17 protein-coding genes, 1 rRNA gene, 1 pseudogene and 1 riboswitch are annotated in these 18,936 nt (G+C 69.9%); of the genes and pseudogenes, 13 read left to right on the top strand and 6 right to left on the bottom strand.

What is annotated here, in order from left to right; genetic code table 11:
- The 11 genes and pseudogenes from rrf to ABZ192_RS09270 form a co-directional block, all read left to right on the top strand.
- Window positions 1-95: ribosomal RNA gene (gene rrf, locus ABZ192_RS09320) — 5S ribosomal RNA — on the top strand; the annotation flags it as partial.
- 109 nt (window positions 96-204) lie between these two features.
- The gene (locus ABZ192_RS09315) at window positions 205-813 is read left to right on the top strand and encodes a CDP-alcohol phosphatidyltransferase family protein (RefSeq protein WP_037668019.1); all 609 of its coding nucleotides are present in this window, start codon (window positions 205-207) and stop codon (window positions 811-813) included.
- Between the two features lie 115 nt (window positions 814-928).
- Window positions 929-3,424 (top strand): mannose-1-phosphate guanyltransferase, encoded by a 2,496-nt coding sequence (locus tag ABZ192_RS09310; protein ID WP_279539736.1) that lies wholly within the window; start codon window positions 929-931, stop codon window positions 3,422-3,424.
- A 97-nt stretch (window positions 3,425-3,521) separates the two neighbouring features.
- The gene (locus ABZ192_RS09305; RefSeq protein ID WP_356923902.1) at window positions 3,522-4,436 is read left to right on the top strand and encodes a DUF881 domain-containing protein; all 915 of its coding nucleotides are present in this window, start codon (window positions 3,522-3,524) and stop codon (window positions 4,434-4,436) included.
- Complete coding sequence (locus ABZ192_RS09300; protein WP_003988855.1) at window positions 4,433-4,765, top strand: small basic family protein; 333 nt, start codon at window positions 4,433-4,435, stop codon at window positions 4,763-4,765. The genes ABZ192_RS09305 and ABZ192_RS09300 overlap by 4 nt, the downstream gene beginning before the upstream one ends.
- Before the next feature lie 5 nt (window positions 4,766-4,770).
- Window positions 4,771-5,751 (top strand): DUF881 domain-containing protein, encoded by a 981-nt coding sequence (locus tag ABZ192_RS09295; RefSeq protein WP_356923901.1) that lies wholly within the window; start codon window positions 4,771-4,773, stop codon window positions 5,749-5,751.
- 61 nt (window positions 5,752-5,812) lie between these two features.
- Window positions 5,813-6,766, top strand: a complete 954-nt coding sequence (locus ABZ192_RS09290; RefSeq protein ID WP_356923900.1) for an FHA domain-containing protein — start codon at window positions 5,813-5,815, stop codon at window positions 6,764-6,766.
- Window positions 6,767-6,817: 51 nt separating this feature from the next.
- The gene (locus tag ABZ192_RS09285; RefSeq protein ID WP_356923899.1) at window positions 6,818-7,552 is read left to right on the top strand and encodes a MerR family transcriptional regulator; all 735 of its coding nucleotides are present in this window, start codon (window positions 6,818-6,820) and stop codon (window positions 7,550-7,552) included.
- Between the two features lie 84 nt (window positions 7,553-7,636).
- Window positions 7,637-8,110 carry a bifunctional nuclease family protein gene (locus tag ABZ192_RS09280; RefSeq protein ID WP_003988851.1) on the top strand — a complete coding sequence of 158 codons (474 nt, stop codon included), beginning with the start codon at window positions 7,637-7,639 and terminating at the stop codon, window positions 8,108-8,110.
- A 315-nt stretch (window positions 8,111-8,425) separates the two neighbouring features.
- On the top strand, window positions 8,426-9,109 hold the full coding sequence (locus ABZ192_RS09275; RefSeq protein WP_356923898.1) for a MerR family transcriptional regulator: 684 nt from the start codon (window positions 8,426-8,428) through the stop codon (window positions 9,107-9,109).
- 131 nt (window positions 9,110-9,240) lie between these two features.
- Window positions 9,241-10,744 (top strand): annotated as a pseudogene (locus tag ABZ192_RS09270) (DNA polymerase IV).
- On the opposite strand, the gene ABZ192_RS09265 reads toward ABZ192_RS09270, so the two are convergent.
- A complete protein-coding gene (locus ABZ192_RS09265; RefSeq protein WP_356923897.1) occupies window positions 10,663-11,037 on the bottom strand; it encodes a PRC-barrel domain-containing protein in 375 nt (124 codons plus the stop codon). The pseudogene ABZ192_RS09270 and the gene ABZ192_RS09265 sit on opposite strands and share 82 nt — an antisense overlap.
- Window positions 11,038-11,150: 113 nt before the next feature.
- Window positions 11,151-11,246, top strand: a riboswitch (glycine riboswitch).
- Between the two features lie 175 nt (window positions 11,247-11,421).
- On the opposite strand from ABZ192_RS09265, the gene gcvP reads away from it, so the two are divergent.
- Window positions 11,422-14,307: an aminomethyl-transferring glycine dehydrogenase gene (gcvP, locus tag ABZ192_RS09260; protein WP_356923896.1), complete on the top strand. Its 2,886-nt coding sequence runs from the start codon at window positions 11,422-11,424 to the stop codon at window positions 14,305-14,307.
- Between the two features lie 53 nt (window positions 14,308-14,360).
- On the opposite strand, the gene ABZ192_RS09255 is transcribed toward gcvP, so the two are convergent.
- The 5 genes from ABZ192_RS09255 to ABZ192_RS09235 form a co-directional block, all read right to left on the bottom strand.
- Window positions 14,361-14,780: a TOBE domain-containing protein gene (locus tag ABZ192_RS09255; protein WP_356923895.1), complete on the bottom strand. Its 420-nt coding sequence runs from the start codon at window positions 14,778-14,780 to the stop codon at window positions 14,361-14,363.
- A gap of 27 nt (window positions 14,781-14,807) precedes the next feature.
- A complete protein-coding gene (locus tag ABZ192_RS09250; RefSeq protein ID WP_356923894.1) occupies window positions 14,808-15,893 on the bottom strand; it encodes an ABC transporter ATP-binding protein in 1,086 nt (361 codons plus the stop codon).
- 85 nt (window positions 15,894-15,978) lie between these two features.
- Window positions 15,979-16,797 carry an ABC transporter permease gene (locus ABZ192_RS09245; protein WP_356923913.1) on the bottom strand — a complete coding sequence of 273 codons (819 nt, stop codon included), beginning with the start codon at window positions 16,795-16,797 and terminating at the stop codon, window positions 15,979-15,981.
- A gap of 8 nt (window positions 16,798-16,805) precedes the next feature.
- Entirely contained in the window at window positions 16,806-17,612 is an 807-nt protein-coding gene (gene modA, locus ABZ192_RS09240; RefSeq protein ID WP_356923893.1) for a molybdate ABC transporter substrate-binding protein, read from the bottom strand.
- Between the two features lie 202 nt (window positions 17,613-17,814).
- Entirely contained in the window at window positions 17,815-18,210 is a 396-nt protein-coding gene (locus tag ABZ192_RS09235; RefSeq protein ID WP_328337319.1) for a helix-turn-helix transcriptional regulator, read from the bottom strand.
- 167 nt (window positions 18,211-18,377) lie between these two features.
- Here ABZ192_RS09235 and ABZ192_RS09230 point away from each other — a divergent pair, with 167 nt between their 5' ends.
- On the top strand, window positions 18,378-18,935 hold the full coding sequence (locus ABZ192_RS09230) for a DUF1707 domain-containing protein (RefSeq protein WP_356923892.1): 558 nt from the start codon (window positions 18,378-18,380) through the stop codon (window positions 18,933-18,935).
- Window position 18,936: the final 1 nt, after the last annotated feature.

Here is an 18,936-nt window from a genome sequence, read left to right as displayed (position 1 = left end):
AAACGCCCGGTTACATTCCGAACCCGGAAGCTAAGCCTTACAGCGCCGATGGTACTGCAGGGGGGACCCTGTGGGAGAGTAGGACGCCGCCGAACTCCCTTTAGAGCTCTGGCTCTTGGGCACTCAGCCCGAGAGCCAGAGCTTTTTTGCGTTGAGGTAAGGTCAGGGAGCATCATTGGCACGTTTCCCACAGGAGGCCCCCGGGTGGAGGTTCAGGAGACTCGCGTCCAGACGGACCGTGTGCTCACCATCCCGAACATCCTCAGCATGGCGCGCCTCGTCGGCGTGCCCCTCTTCCTGTGGCTGATTCTGCGGCCTGAGTTCGGTGGGCCCAAGAGTGACGGCTGGGCACTTCTGGTGCTGGCTCTGAGCGGCATCAGTGACTACCTGGACGGCAAGCTCGCGCGGCGCTGGAACCAGATCAGCAGCCTCGGCCGGCTCCTCGACCCCGCGGCCGACCGGCTCTACATTCTTTCGACATTGGTCGGCCTCACCTGGCGCGAGATTCTGCCCCTCTGGTTGACCGCTGTACTTCTGGCGCGGGAGCTGGTTCTGCTCGTGATGGTGGGCATCCTCCGCCGGCACGGCTATCCGCCGCCCCAGGTGAACTTCCTGGGCAAGGCCGCCACCTTCAACTTGATGTATGCCTTCCCCCTGCTCCTGCTCAGTGACGGAAGTGGTTGGATCTCGTCACTGGCTGCTATTTTCGGATGGGCGTTCGCCGGATGGGGTACAACGCTGTACTGGTGGGCAGGAGTCCTCTACGTAGTACAAGTCCGCCGCCTGGTCCGTGCGGACGCCATGCCCGATTGAACTCGCGGATTGCTCCCACAGAAGCGGTGCGATGGCCCGTGGTGGAAAAGTGCGGGACAATCCTCGCGGGGGAAGTCGGCTAGACCGTCGTCTCTTCAAGGAGGACGCTTCCGACATGAAGGCCGTCGTGATGGCCGGAGGCGAAGGCACACGTCTTCGCCCCATGACCTCAAGCATGCCCAAGCCGCTCCTGCCCGTGGCCAACCGCCCGATCATGGAGCACGTGCTGCGGCTGCTCAAAAGGCATGGGCTCAACGAAACAGTCGTAACTGTCCAGTTCCTGGCCTCGCTTGTCAAGAACTACTTCGGCGACGGCGAAGAGCTCGGTATGGAGCTCACCTATGCCAATGAGGAGAAGCCACTCGGTACCGCCGGAAGCGTCAAGAACGCCGAAGAGGCGTTGAAGGACGATGCCTTCCTCGTCATCTCGGGCGATGCGCTGACGGATTTCGACCTCACCGAGCTCATCAATTTCCACAAGGAGAAGGGTGCGCTGGTCACGGTCTGTCTGACGCGTGTGCCCAATCCGCTGGAATTCGGCATCACCATTGTCGACGAGGAAGGCAAGGTGGAGCGCTTCCTCGAGAAGCCCACCTGGGGCCAGGTCTTCTCCGACACCGTGAACACCGGCATCTACGTGATGGAGCCCGAGGTCTTCGACTACGTCGAGCCCGACGTGCCCGTCGACTGGTCCGGCGATGTCTTCCCGCAGCTGATGAAGGAAGGCAAGCCCATCTACGGCTACGTCGCCGAGGGCTACTGGGAGGACGTCGGCACGCACGAGAGCTATGTGAAGGCCCAGGCCGACGTCCTGGAGGGCAAGGTCGACGTCGACATCGACGGGTTCGAGATCTCGGCCGGGGTGTGGGTCGCCGAAGGGGCCGAGGTCCATCCCGACGCCGTGCTCCGGGGGCCGCTGTACATCGGCGACTACGCCAAGGTCGAAGCCGGCGCCGAAATCCGTGAGCACACCGTCGTGGGCTCCAACGTGGTTGTCAAGAGCGGCGCTTTCCTCCACAAGGCCGTCGTTCACGACAACGTCTACGTGGGGCCCCACAGCAATCTGCGTGGCTGCGTGGTCGGGAAGAACACCGACATCATGCGCGCGGCGCGGATCGAGGACGGCGCCGTCATCGGTGATGAGTGCCTGATCGGTGAAGAATCGATCGTTCAGGGCAATGTGCGGGTCTATCCGTTCAAGACCATCGAAGCCGGTGCCTTCGTCAACACCTCCGTCATCTGGGAATCCAGGGGACAGGCGCACCTCTTCGGCGCCCGGGGTGTGTCGGGAATCCTGAACGTGGAGATCACGCCGGAGCTGGCGGTGCGGCTTGCCGGCGCCTATGCGACCACCCTGAAAAAGGGCTCGACCGTCACTACGGCCCGCGACCACTCGCGTGGTGCCCGCGCGCTGAAACGAGCGGTGATCTCCGCGCTGCAGGCCAGCGCCATCGACGTACGTGACCTGGAGAACGTGCCGCTGCCCGTGGCCAGGCAGCAGACGGCGCGCGGCAGTGCGGGCGGGATCATGATCCGTACGACGCCCGGGGTGCAGGATTCCGTCGACATCATGTTCTTCGACGGGCAGGGCGCCGACCTGTCGCAGGGCAGTCAGCGGAAGCTGGACCGGGTGTTCGCGCGGCAGGAGTACCGGCGTGCGTTCCCCGGGGAGATCGGTGACCTGCACTTCCCGGCGAGTGTCTTCGACTCGTACACGGGGTCGCTGTTGCGGAACGTCGACACCACCGGGATCGCGGACTCCGGCCTGAAGGTCGTCGTGGACGCGTCCAACGGCAGTGCGGGACTCGTCCTGCCGAGTCTGCTGGGCAAGCTCGGTGTCGACTCGCTGACGATCAATCCCGGTCTCGACGAGTCCAGGCCGACGGAGACGGCCGACATGCGGCGGTCGGGGATGGTGCGTCTCGGAGAGATCGTGGCGTCCTCGGGGGCCGCGTTCGGGGTGCGGTTCGATCCGGTCGGTGAGCGGCTGTCCCTCGTCGACGAGAAGGGTCGCATCATCGAGGACGACCGGGCGCTGCTCGTGATGCTCGACCTCATCGCGGCCGAGCGGCGCAGCGGCCGGGTCGCGCTGCCGGTGACCACGACCCGGATCGCCGAGCAGGTGGCGGCGTACCACGGGACCCAGGTCGAGTGGACGACCACGTCTCCCGACGACCTCACGCGCGTGGGTGGTGAGGAAGGGACGATCTTCGGTGGCGACGGCAAGGGCGGGTTCATCGTCCCCGAGTTCAGCAGCGTGTACGACGCCACCGCGGCCTTCGTACGGCTCATCGGGCTCGTGGCGCGGACGCAGCTCACGCTCAGCCAGATCGACGCGCGGATCCCGCGGGCGCACGTCCTGAAGCGGGATCTGGCGACTCCGTGGGCCGTCAAGGGACTCGTGATGCGGAGGGTCGTCGAGGCGGCCGGAGACCGGTTCGTGGACACTACGGACGGCGTGCGGGTCGTGGAGACCGACGGTCGTTGGGTGATGGTGCTGCCCGACCCGGCGGAGGCCGTCACCCACCTGTGGGCCGAGGGGCCGGACGACGCCTCGGCGCAGGCCCTGCTGGACGAGTGGTCGGCGGTCGTGGACAGCGCCGGCCGGTAAACGGGCAGCACGCGTGCGTGCCGGACAAGTGTCCCCAACGGGGCCTGTCCGGCACGCCGTGGGGCCGTTTCGGAGGTAGTGGCTGCGACGTGCGACGATGTGCGGCATGCCGCAGCAACCCCCCATTCGGAGCACACCGACGCGGCCCCGGCGCCCGGACGCGTCCATGTCGTTGATCACCAACGTCATGGACCACAGCCTCGACGACGGATACGCCGAGGCCGCCGCGCGCAAGAAGGCCGCGGGCGACGGTGGCCTGCCGAGGACACTCAGGGCGAAGCTGGGACTCGCGGCCGGCCTGGTGCTGGCGGCCCTCGTCGTGACCTTGGGAGCGGCCCAGGCGCGCGTCGCCGCTCCGGTCGTTGCCAAGGAGCGGGAGGAACTGGTCGACCGGATCGACCGGGAGACCGAGGCGGCGGACAAGCTGGAGGACTCCGTCGACCGGCTGCGCGAGGACGTGAGCGCGCGCCAGCGGGAGGCGCTGAAGCACAGCGGTGGAAGCGCCGAGTCCGACATCGTGGGCATCCTGTCGGGCGCCACAGCGGTGCACGGCCCCGGCGTGAAGCTCGTGGTGAACGACGCCAAGGAAGCCGGCTCGGGCGGTGACGGCGACCCGCGTGAGACCACCGGGTTCTCCGACACGGGCCGGGTGCGCGACCGGGACATGCAGCGCGTGGTCAACGGGCTGTGGGAGTCGGGCGCCGAGGCCGTCTCCATCAACGGGCAGCGGCTGACGGCTCTGTCCGCGATCAGGGCCGCGGGGGACGCGATACTGGTCGACAACAAGCCGCTGGTGCCGCCGTACACGGTGCTCGCGGTGGGGGACGGGCAGCGGCTGAGCACTCGGTTCCAGGACAGCGCGGACGGCCTGTATCTGAACGCGCTCCAGGAGAGTTACGGCATCAGGACAGGCATCTCCGTGGAGGACGACCTGCGGCTGCCTGCCGCGCCGAGTGTGATCGTACGTACAGCACAGCCGAGCATTGAGAAGAGCGAGAAGGGCACATCGTGATCGCCGTACTGGGCCTCGTCGTGGGAGTCGTGGCCGGCCTGTTGGTCCGGCCTGAGGTTCCGGCGGTGGTCGAGCCTTATCTGCCGATCGCTGTCGTGGCGGCGCTCGACGCCGTCTTCGGTGGCCTGCGGGCCATGCTCGACGGCATCTTCGACGACAAGGTCTTCGTGGTCTCGTTCCTGTCGAACGTGGTGGTGGCCGCGTTGATCGTGTTCCTGGGGGACAAGCTGGGCGTGGGTGCCCAGCTGTCCACCGGTGTGGTGGTCGTCCTCGGTATCCGGATCTTCTCCAACGCCGCGGCGATCCGCCGGCACGTGTTCCGGGCGTGAGGCCGATGAGCGAGCACGACGACAAGCGCCCCGAGGAGAACGGCGGCACGCGCGCGGACCAGCGCGACGGGAACGGCGAGTCCCGGAACCGGCTGCGCAGGGAACTGCCTCAGGAGGTGTCCGCGCCGGCGCCTGCCGCCCAGGACGCTCCTGAACCAAAGCCAGAACCAGCACTCGCACCAGCACGGGAATCAGAACCGGGACCGGAGCCCGAACCGCAGACGGCTCCCGGGCCCGGTCCCGCTCCCGAGTCCGAGCCGCGGCTGACCGGTCGGCAGCGGTTGGTGAAGGGGCTATGGCCGCCGCGGGTCTCACGGGCCCAACTCATCGTCGCGCTGCTGCTGTTCGGCCTCGGGTTCGGGCTGGCCGTGCAGGTGGCATCGCACAGCGACAGTGACAGCGCGCTGCGCGGTGCGCGTCAGGAAGATCTCGTCCGCATCCTCGATGAACTGGACGACCGTACGCAGCGTCTTGAGGACGAGAAGCAGGGTCTCGAGAAACAGCGCGACGAGCTGGAGAACAGCTCGGACCAGGCCGAGGAGGCCCGGAAGCAGACGGTCGAGAAGGAGAGGCAACTCGGCATCCTGGCCGGCACCGTGGCCGCGCAGGGGCCAGGTATCACCATGACCATCGAGGACACCAAGGGCACGGTCGAGGCGGACATGCTGCTCGACGCGGTGCAGGAGCTGCGCGCGGCGGGTGCCGAGGCGATCCAGGTCAACGGCGTGCGGGTCGTCGCGGGCACGTACCTGGCGGACTCCGGCAAGGGCGTGGGCGTCGACGGGAACAAGATCAACGCGCCCTATCGTTTCAAGGTCATCGGCAAGCCGCAGGATCTCGAGCCGGCGCTCAACATCCCCGGAGGGGTGGTGCAGACTCTCGAGAAGGAACACGCCACGGTCACCATCGAGCGGTCGACCAAGATCGTCGTGGACGCCTTGCGGCAGGTGAAGCGGCCTGACTACGCTCGGTCGTCCTCCCAGTGAACCGGGGGTGCATGGGCGAGGTCGGGCGAGGGCATGAGGTTGCGGGGGGTCGGCGCACCGAATGGGTGGTGCGTGGTGGAAACTGTCTGGTGCAGACGGACGTTGTCAGGATGTCCGGGTCGGCCAGAGTGTTCAGTCAGGGTTCGTCCTGCCCCACGGGCGGGTCTGTTTCGGTCAAGGGGAATCGCCCGTGAAGTTGTTTGCGAAGTTGTTCGGCAAGAGCGCGCGAGAAGGCAGCGACAACGCGACCGCTCGCCATCGCGCACAGCCTGACGCGGAGGGCCAGCGGCCGCTGTTCCGGGACCAGGTCGGTGGCCCGGGCGGCGACGTTTCCGGAGGTCAGGGCGCGCCGTCGGTTGACCCTGCGCAGCCCGGCGGCATAGGTTTCGGGCAACCGTCAACCTCAAGTGCGGGTGGAGGGTTTTCCGACCCGTATGCGTCCAATGTCCCCGGTGGGCAGCCGCGGCAGGAGGATCCGATGTCGGCCCTGGTGTGTACGAGGTGCGGTAACCGCAACGCGGAGAACAGCCGCTTCTGCTCCAACTGCGGCGCGCCGCTGAAGGCGGGGGCGGCGGCGGAGCGTCCGTCCGAGACGACCTCCACGATCTCCATCTCCGGTCTTGAGGCCTACGACAGCGAGACCACCGGCCAGACGCCGATGCCGACGCTGTCCCCCGAGGCGCAGGCGGCCGTCGACGCGCTGCCGCTGGGCTCCGCGCTCCTGGTCGTGCGCCGCGGGCCGAACTCGGGCAGCCGCTTCCTGCTGGACGGCGATCTGACCACGGCGGGGCGCCATCCGCAGAGCGACATCTTCCTGGACGACGTGACGGTCTCCCGGCGCCATGTGGAGTTCCGCCGAGGTCAGGACGGCTCGTTCACGGTGGCCGACGTGGGCAGCCTGAACGGCACGTACGTGAACCGCGAGCGGATCGACCAGGTCGCCCTGAACAACGGCGACGAGGTGCAGATCGGCAAGTACCGGCTGGTCTTCTACGCCAGCCAGCGGGGCTACTGACCGGATTCCGTCCGGGGGAGCCCGCGAAGGTCCGTCCGTCAGGGAAGGTCCATGCTTCAAACACCGAGCGGCGGTGCCGGGCACGGCGCCGCCGCCACGGACAGGCTGATGAGCATCGGCACGGTGCTGAACGTGCTGCGCGACGAGTTCCCCGAGGTCACCATCTCCAAGATCCGTTTCCTGGAGGCGGAGGGGCTCATCGAGCCGCAGCGGACCCCGTCGGGGTACCGCAAGTTCAGCGCCCATGACGTCGAGCGCCTCGGCCATGTCCTGAGGATGCAGCGGGACCACTATCTGCCCCTGAAGGTGATCCGCGAGCATCTGGACGCCATGGAGCGAGGTGAGGCCGTCCAGCTGCCGACGCTGGGCCGTCAGCGTGACGGCGAGAGCGTCCCCGAGTCCCCCGAGGCGCCCACGGCGGCCAGGATCGGGCGTGAGGAGCTCCTCGCCGCTGCCGGCGTCGGTGAGGAGGAGCTCGGGGAGTGGGAGTCGTACGGGCTCGTCACCCCCCTGGAGGACGGGGTGTATGACGCGGAGGCGGTCACGGTGGCCTCGCTGATCGCCGAGCTGGGGCGGTTCGGGATCGAGCCGCGGCACCTGCGGGTGATGAAAGCCGCCGCCGACCGCGAGGCTGGTCTCGTGGACCAGGTGGTGGCCCCGCTGAAGCGGCACCGCAACCCGCAGACCAGGGCGCACGCGGAGGCCCGTGCCAAGGAGCTGGCGGGGCTCACCGTGAGGCTGCATGCCGCGTTGGTGCAGACGGCGCTGGGCGTACGGCTGCCCTGACACGGCCGGCCGTGGGCGACCGGAACAGGCGCCCGTTCCCGGCCCGACTACCCAAACATCCCGAGCACGGCCTAGGGTTGCTGTGTGAACGAGCTCGATGTCGTAGGTGTCCGGGTGGAAATGCCCTCCAACCAACCGATCGTGCTGCTGCGTGAAGTGGGAGGCGATCGTTACCTCCCCATCTGGATCGGACCGGGTGAGGCGACGGCGATTGCCTTCGCCCAGCAGGGCATGGCTCCTGCGCGGCCGCTGACCCACGATCTCTTCAAGGACGTGCTGGAGGCCGTCGGTCAGGAGCTCACGGAAGTGCGCATCACGGACCTGCGTGAGGGCGTCTTCTACGCGGAGCTGGTCTTCGCCAGCGGCGTCGAGGTGAGCGCCCGCCCGTCCGACGCCATAGCGCTGGCCTTGCGCACCGGGACGCCGATCTACGGCAGTGACACGGTGCTCGACGACGCCGGTATCGCGATCCCGGACGAGCAGGAGGACGAGGTGGAGAAGTTCCGCGAGTTCCTCGACCAGATCTCCCCGGAGGACTTCGGCAGCAGCAGCCAGTGAGCTCCGGATTCCGGTGAGAGCCGGATGGCGGGGAGTGCCAGAGGCCAGTGAGGCGCGTGGGCGGCCCGGCGGACGATGTGGTCCGCGGCAGGGTCGCCCGCCCTGTGTGCGGCGGGTGAAATGCCCGCATGTGCCGGAGGCGAGTGAGAGCGTCACGCGGCCCGCATCGGGGCATTCGGCTAGCCTTTCCCCGCGGTGGGGCACGGGAAACCACTCTTAGGGTGATTATCACTCGGCGTGGCGAGTGTGGCGATCGTTGACGCACCCCGGGTGACTGCCTACCGTCGAGAAGGCAGGTCAAGGACGGAGGTCGGCGTGAGAAGCAGCGGCGACGGTACGGCTGGGGGCGGCCCCGAGCGCAGTCTCGGGGCGAGCGGTCCGTACCCTCCCCCGGGCTCACGGCTCCGCCCGAGCGGGGGGTGTCCCCAGCCCGGCGGGGTGGCTGATCACGTTCCGCAGCGACCGACGGCTGTGCCGAGCAGCGGAGGGACGACGTCCATGGCGTCCGAGCAGATCGGCTATCGGGGCCCCACGGCCTGCGCGGCCGCCGGTATCACCTACCGGCAGCTGGACTACTGGGCCCGCACCGGCCTCGTCGAGCCGAGTGTGCGCCCCGCCTACGGGTCGGGGACGCAGCGGCTGTACAGCTTCCGAGACGTCGTCGTCCTGAAGATCGTCAAGCGGTTCCTCGACACCGGGGTGTCGCTCCAGAACATCCGCACAGCCGTCCAGCACCTCAGAGAACGCGGTTTCCGCGATCTGGAGCGGATGACGCTGATGAGTGACGGGGCGACGGTCTACGAGTGCACCTCGCCGGACGAGGTCCACGCGCTGCTCCAAGGAGGCCAGGGCGTCTTCGGGATCGCCGTGGGCGTGGTGTGGCGGGACGTGGAGAGCGCGCTGTCCCAGCTGCACGGAGAGCGGATCGACACCGGCGAGACCCTGGTCGGGCCCAACCCGGCGGACGAGTTGGCGCGGCGGCGGAACCGGGCCGTCTGAACCGTCCGGCGGTGCGATGCCCCCCGGCCGTTGCAGGCGGGACGTTTCCGTGCCGGGCTGCAAGCGCTTTCTCCCGGGTGTCGGGGCGGTTGTCCGGGGCGTTGTCAGTGGCGTAGGGCAGCATCGGAGATGTGAGAACCGCGCCCACGATCCTGCATCTCGACATGGATGCCTTCTTCGCCTCGGTGGAGCAGGCGTCCAAGCCGAGCCTGCGCGGGAAGGCCGTCGTCGTGGGTGGGCTCGGGCCCCGGGGCGTCGTGGCCACGGCGTCGTACGAGGCGAGGGTCTTCGGTGTGCATTCGGCGATGCCGATGGGGCAGGCCAGGCGACTGGCGCCCAACGCCGCGTATCTCGTGCCGCGCTTCGGGTTCTACAAGGCGATCAGCGAGCGGGTGATGGAGCTGCTGCGGGCCCTGTCGCCGCTGGTGGAGCCGCTGAGCCTGGACGAGGCGTTCGTGGACCTGGAAGCCGGGGGAGCGGCCTGGGACGAGCAGTCGGCGCGGCTGGTCGGGGGGCAGCTGCGCGCGGACATACGGGCCGTCACCGGACTCACGGGATCGGTGGGGCTCGCCGCCTCCAAGATGCTCGCGAAGATCGCCTCGGAGCAGGCCAAGCCGGACGGGCTGGTGGTGATCGAGCCGGGGACCGAGCGGGCGATGCTCGGGCCGATGTCGGTGCGGACGCTGCCGGGGGTCGGGCCGGCGACGGGCGATCATCTGCGGCGGGCCGGGATCACCACGATCGAGGAGATCGTCGAGGCGGGCGAGGACGAGATGGTCCGGCTGCTGGGAAAGTCGCACGGGCACGGCCTGTACGCCATGGCGCTGGCGCGGGACGACCGGCCCGTCGTGGCGGAGCGGGAAACGAAGTCGGTGTCGGTCGAGGACACGTACGACGTGGACATCCACGACCGGGTGCGGGTCGGTCTCGAGGTGCAGCGACTGGCGGACCGGTGCGTGCGGCGGCTGCGCGGGGCCGGGCTGTCCGGGCGGACGATCGTGCTGAAGGTGCGGCGGTACGACTTCTCGACGCTCACCCGGTCCGAGACACTGCGCGGGCCGACGGACGATCCCGCGGTGATCCGCGAGGCGGCGGCCCGGCTGCTCGATTCGGTCGACACGACGGGGGGTGTGCGGCTGCTCGGGGTGGGCGTCAGCGGCCTCGCCGACTACACACAGGAGGATCTCTTCGCGCAGGCGGCGGGGGAGCGGCCGCAGGCGGAGGGGCCCCTCGAGGAGGACGCCGTGGCGCCGGCCGAGGAGCAGCCGGCGCTCGCCGAGCGGCGGTGGCCCGCCGGGCACGACGTACGGCACGCCCTGTTCGGGCACGGATGGGTGCAGGGCAGCGGTCTGGGACGGGTCACCGTGCGGTTCGAGACGCCCGGCTCGCAGCCCGGGCGGGTGCGGACCTTCCGGGTCGACGACCCGGACCTGGAGCCGGCGGATCCGTTGCCGCTGGTTTTATCGACTCCGGAGGAGAGCCGCGGTGGGCCGGAGGGCGGGGCCGGGGCTGTGGGGGTACGGTCCGCCGCCCCCTAGGAGGCTCGCCGGGCTTCAGGCCGTCTCGTCCGTGCCCGCCAGCTTGCCGAAGTCGTGGTCGGGCAGCGGGGGAGGCGCGGCGACGTCGAGACCGTAGTGGTGGTAGAGCTGGAGTTCCTGTTCGGGGGAGAGGTGTCGGCCCACGCCGAAGTCGGGTGCGTCCTTGATCAGGGCGCGGTCGAAGGGCACGTGGAGGGCGCCGTCGATCAGTTCACTGGGTTCGAGGGGGACGAAAGCGTCCCTGCTGAACAGGCCGGTCCGTATGGCCGCCCACTCCGGCTCGCCGGTGGCGTCGTCGAGGTAGACCTCGTCGATCGTGCCGATCCTGGTTCCGTTGCGGTCGAACGCCTTGCGGCCGATCAGGTTGCGCGGATCGATATCGGTTCGCACGGGCCCTCCACATGGTCGCAACTCATCCGTAAGCACTACAAAACGGCACAATCGGAGAGGTGGCCACTCGAAGGTTCGTGCGTGGACCGCGCTGGTACGCTGGCAGCGGCTGTTGACCCCGTGCGGGAGAGTCCTCCAGACACCATCGGAGGCGCCGAAGGAGCAAATCCTCCCCGGAATCTCTCAGGCACACGTACCGCACGGACGAGGTCACTCTGGAAAGCAGGGCGGGTGTCGACGGCTTCCGCTCTCACCGACGGTGAAAACCGGAGGCCTTCGGGCGATCCGGTGAAGCTCTCAGGTTGAGATGACAGAGGGGGAGGCCGTTCGGGTACCCGTGCCGTGGTGCCCCTCGAAGGTCGTGACGACCAGGAGGCCTCCGTAATGACCGCCCACCGCATTCCGCTCTCCGAGCTCGAAGAGGCAGTCCCCTTCGAGCAGCGCCACATCGGCCCCGACCACGAGGCCTGCGCCAAGATGCTTGCGCAGGTCGGCTACGGCTCGCTGGACGAGCTCACGGCCGCCGCGGTCCCGGCCGTGATCAAGAGCGCCGAGGCGCTGGACCTGCCGGGCGCCCGCAGCGAGGCCGAGGTGATCGCCGAGCTGCGCTCCCTCGCCGACCGCAACCAGGTCCTCGGTTCCATGATCGGACTCGGGTACTACGGCACGTTCACGCCGCCGGTCATCATGCGCAACGTCATGGAGAACCCGGCCTGGTACACGGCCTACACGCCGTACCAGCCGGAGATCTCGCAGGGGCGGCTCGAGGCGCTGCTCAACTTCCAGACCATGGTCGCCGACCTCACCGGACTGCCGACCTCCGGTGCCTCCCTGCTCGACGAGGGCACCGCGGCGGCCGAGGCCATGGCACTGTCGCGGCGTCTGGGCAAGAACAAGAAGGGCCTGTTCCTGGTCGACGCGGACGCGCTGCCGCAGACCATCGCCGTGATCCAGACCCGGGCCGAGCCGACCGGCGTCGAGGTCGTCGTCGCCGATCTCGGCGAGGGCATCCCCGCCGAGATCGCCGAGCGCGAGATCAACGGCATTCTGATCCAGTACCCGGGCGCCTCCGGAGCCGTACGCGACATCAAGCCGGTCATCGACCAGGCGCACGAACTCGGGGCGCTCGTCACCGTCGCCGCCGATCTGCTCGCGCTGACGCTGCTGAAGTCGCCCGGTGAGCTCGGCGCGGACATCGCCGTCGGGACGACACAGCGCTTCGGAGTGCCGATGGGCTTCGGCGGTCCGCACGCCGGTTACATGGCGGTCAAGGACAAGATGGCGCGCAGCCTGCCCGGGCGGCTCGTCGGCGTGTCCGTGGATGCCGACGGGAACAAGGCCTACCGGCTGGCACTCCAGACGCGTGAGCAGCACATCCGCCGTGAGAAGGCCACCAGCAACATCTGCACCGCCCAGGTGCTGCTCGCCGTCATGGCCGGCATGTACGCCGTCTACCACGGGCCGGAAGGCCTGAAGGGCATCGCGCGGCGCACCCACCGGTACGCCACGGTGCTCGCCGCCGGGCTCGCGAACGGCGGGGTCGAGGTCGTGCACGGGTCCTACTTCGACACGCTGACCGTGCGTGTCGAGGGCCGGGCCGCCGGTGTCGTGGCCGCCGCGCGGGGCAACGGGGTCAACCTCCGTCTCGTCGACGCCGACCACGTCTCGATCGCCTGCGACGAGACCACGACCCGGGCCCAGCTGCGTGCCGTGTGGGCCGCCTTCGGTGTCGAGGGGGTCATCGAGGCGCTGGACGCGACCACGGAAGACGGGCTTCCGGACGCTCTGCTGCGGTCCGACGAGTACCTGACACACCCCGTCTTCCACCAGCACCGCTCCGAGACGGCCATGCTGCGCTACCTGCGCCGGCTGGCCGACCGCGACTACGCGCTCGACCGGGGCATGATCCCGCTGGGCTCCTGCACCATGAAGCTCAACGCGACCACGGAGATGGAGCCGGTCACCTGGCCCGAATTCGGGCAGCTGCACCCCTTCGCGCCCGCCGAGCAGGCCGGGGGTTACCTCACGCTCATCCGTGAGCTGGAGGACCGTCTCGCCGAGGTCACCGGGTACGACAAGGTGTCCCTCCAGCCCAACGCCGGGTCGCAGGGCGAGCTGGCCGGTCTGCTCGCCGTACGCGGGTACCACCGGGCCAACGGGGACGAGCAGCGCACCGTGTGCCTGATCCCGTCGTCCGCGCACGGGACCAACGCCGCGAGCGCGGTGATGGCGGGCATGAAGGTCGTCGTCGTGAAGACCGCCGACGACGGCGAGATCGACGTCGAGGACCTGCGGGCCAAGATCGAGCAGTACCGCGACGAGCTGTCGGTGCTGATGATCACGTACCCGTCCACGCACGGTGTGTTCGAGGAGCACGTCTCCGAGATCTGCGCGCAGGTGCACGAGGCGGGCGGGCAGGTCTACGTCGACGGGGCCAACCTCAACGCGCTCGTGGGGCTCGCCAAGCCGGGGCACTTCGGCGGTGACGTCTCGCACCTGAACCTGCACAAGACCTTCTGCATCCCGCACGGCGGCGGCGGCCCGGGCGTCGGTCCGGTGGCGGTGCGTGAGCACCTCGCGCCGTACCTGCCGAACCACCCGCTCCAGCCCGAGGCGGGCCCGGAGACGGGGGTCGGCCCCATCTCCGCGGCGCCGTGGGGTTCCGCCGGGATCCTGCCGATCTCCTGGGCGTACGTCCGGCTCATGGGCGGCGAGGGGCTGAAGCGGGCCACGCAGGTGGCCGTGCTCAGCGCCAACTACATCGCCAAGCGCCTCGAGCCGCACTACCCGGTGCTCTACACCGGCCCCGGCGGGCTCGTCGCGCACGAGTGCATCATTGACCTGCGGCCGCTGACCAAGGCGACCGGGGTGAGCGTCGACGACGTCGCCAAGCGGCTGATCGACTACGGCTTCCACGCGCCGACGATGTCGTTCCCGGTGGCCGGAACGCTGATGATCGAGCCGACCGAGTCGGAGGACCTGGCCGAGCTGGACCGGTTCTGCGAGGCGATGATCGCCATCCGCGCGGAGATCGAGAAGGTCGGCTCCGGCGAGTGGCCCGCGGACGACAACCCGCTGCGGGGCGCCCCGCACACGGCCGGGACGCTCGCCGGGGCGTGGGAGCACGCCTACAGCCGTGAGGAGGCCGTCTTCCCGGCCGGGGTCTCGGTCGCCGACAAGTACTGGCCGCCGGTGCGCCGCATCGACCAGGCCTTCGGCGACCGGAACCTGGTGTGCTCCTGCCCGCCGCTCGACGCGTACGAGGACTGACCGGCCGGATCGGTCGCAGGGGAGGGGCTCTCCGCGGTGCGGGGCCCCTCCCGTCATTCGGCGGCGAGGGACACCTCGGTCGACTTGATCAGGGCGATGACGGGGGTTCCCGCCGACAGGGTGAGGTCGTCCGCGGCGTCCCTGGTGATCGCGGCGGTCAGTTCACCGCCCTCGACGGTGACCCGCACGGACGCCATGGCGTCGCCGGTCGCGATGTCCGTGACCGTGCCGGGGAGCCGGTTGCGGATGGACAGGCCCTCGACGGGGGCGGTGGCCAGGGATACCTCCGTCGATTTCACCAGGGCCCGCACGGCGGCGCCCGGCGCGAGGCCGAGGTCGTCGGCCGCCTCCCGGGTGATCGCCGCGGTGAGCGACTGGCCGCCGGTGAGGCGGACCTTGACCGTCGCCATGGCCTCGCCCGGCGTGACGGCGGTGACGGTGCCGGGAAGCTGGTTGCGGATGCTCAGGCTCATGAGGGGCACGGTATCCCGGTGAGTCTCCTATGCCGGGTATGCATGCGTTTGCGTCGCTTTGACCGTCGCCCAGACCGGGGCGCCGGGATGCAGGTCGAGTTCGGCGGCGGCGACCGTGGTGAGGTCGGCGGTCAGGGGGAGTTCGCCGGTGAGGTCCGCGCGGATCTGGTCGCCGTGCGTCTCCAGCCCGGCGACCTCGCAGCGCCACAGGTTGCGGGCGCTGGAGCCGGTCGGGCGTTCGCGGTACAGGGTCACGGCACCGGGCGGGAAGGCCACGAAAGCCGGGCCGGAGAGCTCTTCCGTGGTCGTGATGGCCGGGCCCTTGCCGAGCCGGACGGTGTGGCCCTCGGCCCGACCCCGGTAGAGGTTGAGGCCGACGAGCCGGGCGATGTAGTCCGTGCGGGGGTGGCGGGCGATGTGGGAGGGCGTGCCCTCCTGGACGACCTGGCCGTCCTCCACGACGACCAGACGGTCGGCCAGCACCATGGCGTCCAGCGGGTCGTGCGTGACGAGGACGGCCACGGCCTCGAACTCGGCGAGGTGGCGCCGCAGCTGGGCGCGCACCTCCAGACGGGTGCGGGCGTCGAGCGCGGCGAGGGGCTCGTCCAGCAGCAGCAGCCGGGGCCGGGTGGCCAGGGCCCGGGCCACGGCCACGCGCTGGGCCTGGCCTCCCGACAGACGGCGGGGCTTGGCACCGGCGTGGTCGGCCAGGCCCATCCGGTCCAGCCACTCGGCGGCCTGGGCACGGGCCTCGGCCTTGCTCGCACCCCGGCAGCGCGGGCCGAAGGCGACGTTGTCCAGGGCGGTCAGATGCGGGAAGAGCAGGTAGTCCTGGAAGACGACGCCGACCGGGCGGGACTCGGGCGGCATGCCGTCCAGCGGGGTGCCGTCCAGCCGTAGATGACCCGACGTGAGGGGTGTGAGCCCTGCGAGGGCGCGCAGGGCCGTGGTCTTGCCGGCGCCGTTCGGGCCGAGCAGGGCGACGACGTCCCCGGGGGCGGCGGTGAGTGCGACGTCCAGGCGGAAGGGGCCGCGGTCGACGACGAGGTGGGCGTCGAGGCCTTCCGGGAGGTGGGCGGGTGCTGTGCCGTCGTGGTCGGTCGCCTTGGTCATGAGGAGCGCGTCCAGGGTGTCAGGGAGCGGTCATCCGGACTCGGGCGATGCCCGGAGACCCTCTTCCGGCAGTCGGTTCCGGACATCACGACGCCGTCATCCAGCGCTCGCGCAGGGCCGCCAGGACCGCGATGGACACCGCCAGCAGGACCAGGCTGAGGGCGATCGCCGCCGCCGGGTCGTTCTGCAGGGCCAGGTAGACCGCCAGCGGCATGGTCTGCGTGCGGCCCGGGAAGTTGCCCGCGAAGGTGATCGTCGCGCCGAACTCGCCCAGGGCCCGGGCCCAGGCCAGTACGGCACCGGCCGCGATGCCCGGCGCGATCAGCGGCAGGGTGACCCGGCGGAACGCGGTGAAGCGGGAGGCGCCCAGGGTGGCGGCCGCCTCCTCGTAGCGCGGGTCGGCGGCCCGCAGGGTGCCCTCCACGCTGATGACGAGGAACGGCATCGCCACGAACGTCTCGGCGAGGACGACACCCGTCGTGGTGAAGGGCAGGGTGATCCCGAACCAGGAGTCGAGCCACTGCCCGATGACGCCGTTGCGCCCGAAGGCGAGCAGCAGGGCCACACCGCCCACCACCGGCGGCAGCACCAACGGCAGCGTCACCAGGGCCCGTACGAAACCCCGGCCGGGGAACCGGGTACGGGCCAGCAGCCAGGCCAGGGGCACGCCGACGACCAGGCTCAGGCCGGTCGCCGCCGTGGCACAGACGAGCGACAGCCGGAGTGCCTCCCACACCTCGGCGCTCGTCAGCTGCTCGGGGAGGCTGCGCCAGGGCGCCCGTACGAGCAGGGCGATCAGGGGCAGGAGCAGGAACGCCAGGCCGATCAGGGCGGGCACCAGCAGGGGCACCGGCACCGACCGGGTCCGGCCGCGGTGGCGGTCGCGGCGGGGTCGGCTTTCCAGCGTGTCGGTCACGGCTTGAGGAACCCGGCCTCGGACAGCACCTTCTGGCCCTCGGGGGACCGCACCAGGGCGACGAACGCCTTCGCGGCCGTGGGGTTGGGGGCGTTCTTGAGCAGGGCGATCGGATAGTCGTTGACGGCCCGGGCCGACTCGGGGAAGTCCACGCCGTCCACCTTGTCACCCGCCGCCCGCACGTCGGTCCGGTAGACGACGGCCGCGTCGGCCTCCTTCAGCTCGACCTTCGTCAGGGCGCTCTTGACGTCCTGTTCGTACGAGACGGGGGTCAGTTTCAGACCGCCGGTGTCCAGTGCCTTCTGGGCGGCGGCACCGCACGGCACGGTCTTGTCGCACAGGACGACCTTGAGGCCGGGCTCGGTGAGGTCCTTCAGGGAGGAGATCCGGTCGGGGTTGCCGGGAGGCGTGGCGATCTCCAACTGGTTGCGGACGAAGGTGACCGGTGTGCCCGCCGCGTCGTGCTTGTCGGTCACCGTCGCCATGGTCTTGGTGCTGGCGGCGGCGAAGACATCGGCCGGGGCGCCGCCGGTGATGCCGGCGGCGAGGGTGTCGCTGCCGCCGAAGTTGAAGGTGACCTTCGTGCCCGGGTGCTGCTTCTCGAACGTCTTGCCCAGGGCTTTGAAGCTCTCCTCCAAGGAGGCGGCGGCGAAGACGTTGACCGTGCCGGAGGGTTTCGCGGAGGAGGGGGAGCCCTTGTCCGAGTCCGTGGCGGAGGAGCAGGCGCTCAGAGTCAGCAGCGCGGCTGCGGACGCACCGGCGATCTGGAGGATCCGGCGTGTCCGGTGCGCGGAACGGGTCATCTGGGGGCCACTCCCTCGGTGTGCGGCGGAAGAGCCCGCGAGCTCCTCGATACGCCGATCATACTGACGCATCTGCGAGGGGAAAGTCTGCTGTGGCTTCGCATGAGCCAAGGGGAGTGGGCCGCTGGGTGTGTATGTGCGTTCCTACGGACTCAGACGGACTCAGACGGACTCGGACGGACTCGGACGGACTCAGACGGCCTCACACCCGGTCGATGTGGACGTTCGTCGACTTCACGCGGGCCGTCGCCTCCATGCCGACCTCCAGGCCCAGTTCCTCGACGGCCTCGCGGGTGAGCAGGGAGACGAGGCGGTGCGGGCCCGCCTGGATCTCCACCTGGGCGGCCACGTCACCGAGCTTGATCGCGGTGACGATGCCGGGGAAGGCGTTGCGGGCCGAGGTGTACGGGGCGTCCTCCTCGGCGGCGCCGGACCTGGCGAGTTCAACGGAGAACGCGGCCAGGTCCCGTCCGTCGACGAGCCGCCGCCCGGCCTCGTCGCGGTGGGTGGTGATGCGGCCCGCGTCCGCCCAGCGCCGGGCGGTGTCCGGGCTCACGCCGAGCAGTCGTGCTGCCTGGCCGATCGTGTAGGACTGCATGCCGGTCACGATAGGGGCGCACGGCGGGAACGGCGGATGCGGGGTTGGCCGTTGGGTATAACGCGATATAGCGTTAGTCGTCGAGTGGCTCGGCCTCGTGCCGTGCCCGGGGAGATCGGGGTGATGTGATGGCGGGGGAGCTCTCGCGTACCGGTGTACCACCCGAGGTGAGGGCCTCGCATGCGGACCGGGACCGGGTCGTGGACGTGCTGCGCGTCGCCGCCGGCGACGGCCGGCTGACCTGGGAGGAGCTCGACGAGCGGCTGGAGGCCGCGCTGTCCGCCCGTACGGTGGGCGAGCTCGCCGTACTGACCGCGGATCTGCCCGAAGAGACGGGCGGGAGGGGTGTCGAGGCGCAGGAGGTCGTCCGGATCGAGCAGGAGGGGTCCTCGACCCGGCGCGGTGACGACTGGGTGGTGCCGCGGCGGCTGGAGATCCGGTCGGCGTGGGGCGAGGTGACGCTCGACTTCACCGACGCGGTGATCACGCAGGACACGCTGGACATCGACCTGGACATGCGGGCCGGCGCCCTGAAGCTGCTGACCCGGCCGGGGGTCGTGGTGGACACCGGCGGGCTGGTGACGAACTACTCCCAGATCAAGGCGCGGGGGGCGGCCGACGCCCTGGTCGTGCTGCGCGTGCGGATCACCGGCGAGATCGACTACGGGCAGATCGTGGTGCGTCCGCCCCGCAGGGGCTTCGGCCGGCGCAGACCCAAGGGCTGAC

The sequence above is a fragment of the Streptomyces sp. NPDC006235 genome, from assembly GCF_040613735.1.
Taxonomy (GTDB): domain Bacteria; phylum Actinomycetota; class Actinomycetes; order Streptomycetales; family Streptomycetaceae; genus Streptomyces.
This window is presented reverse-complemented; position numbering and strand designations above follow the sequence as displayed.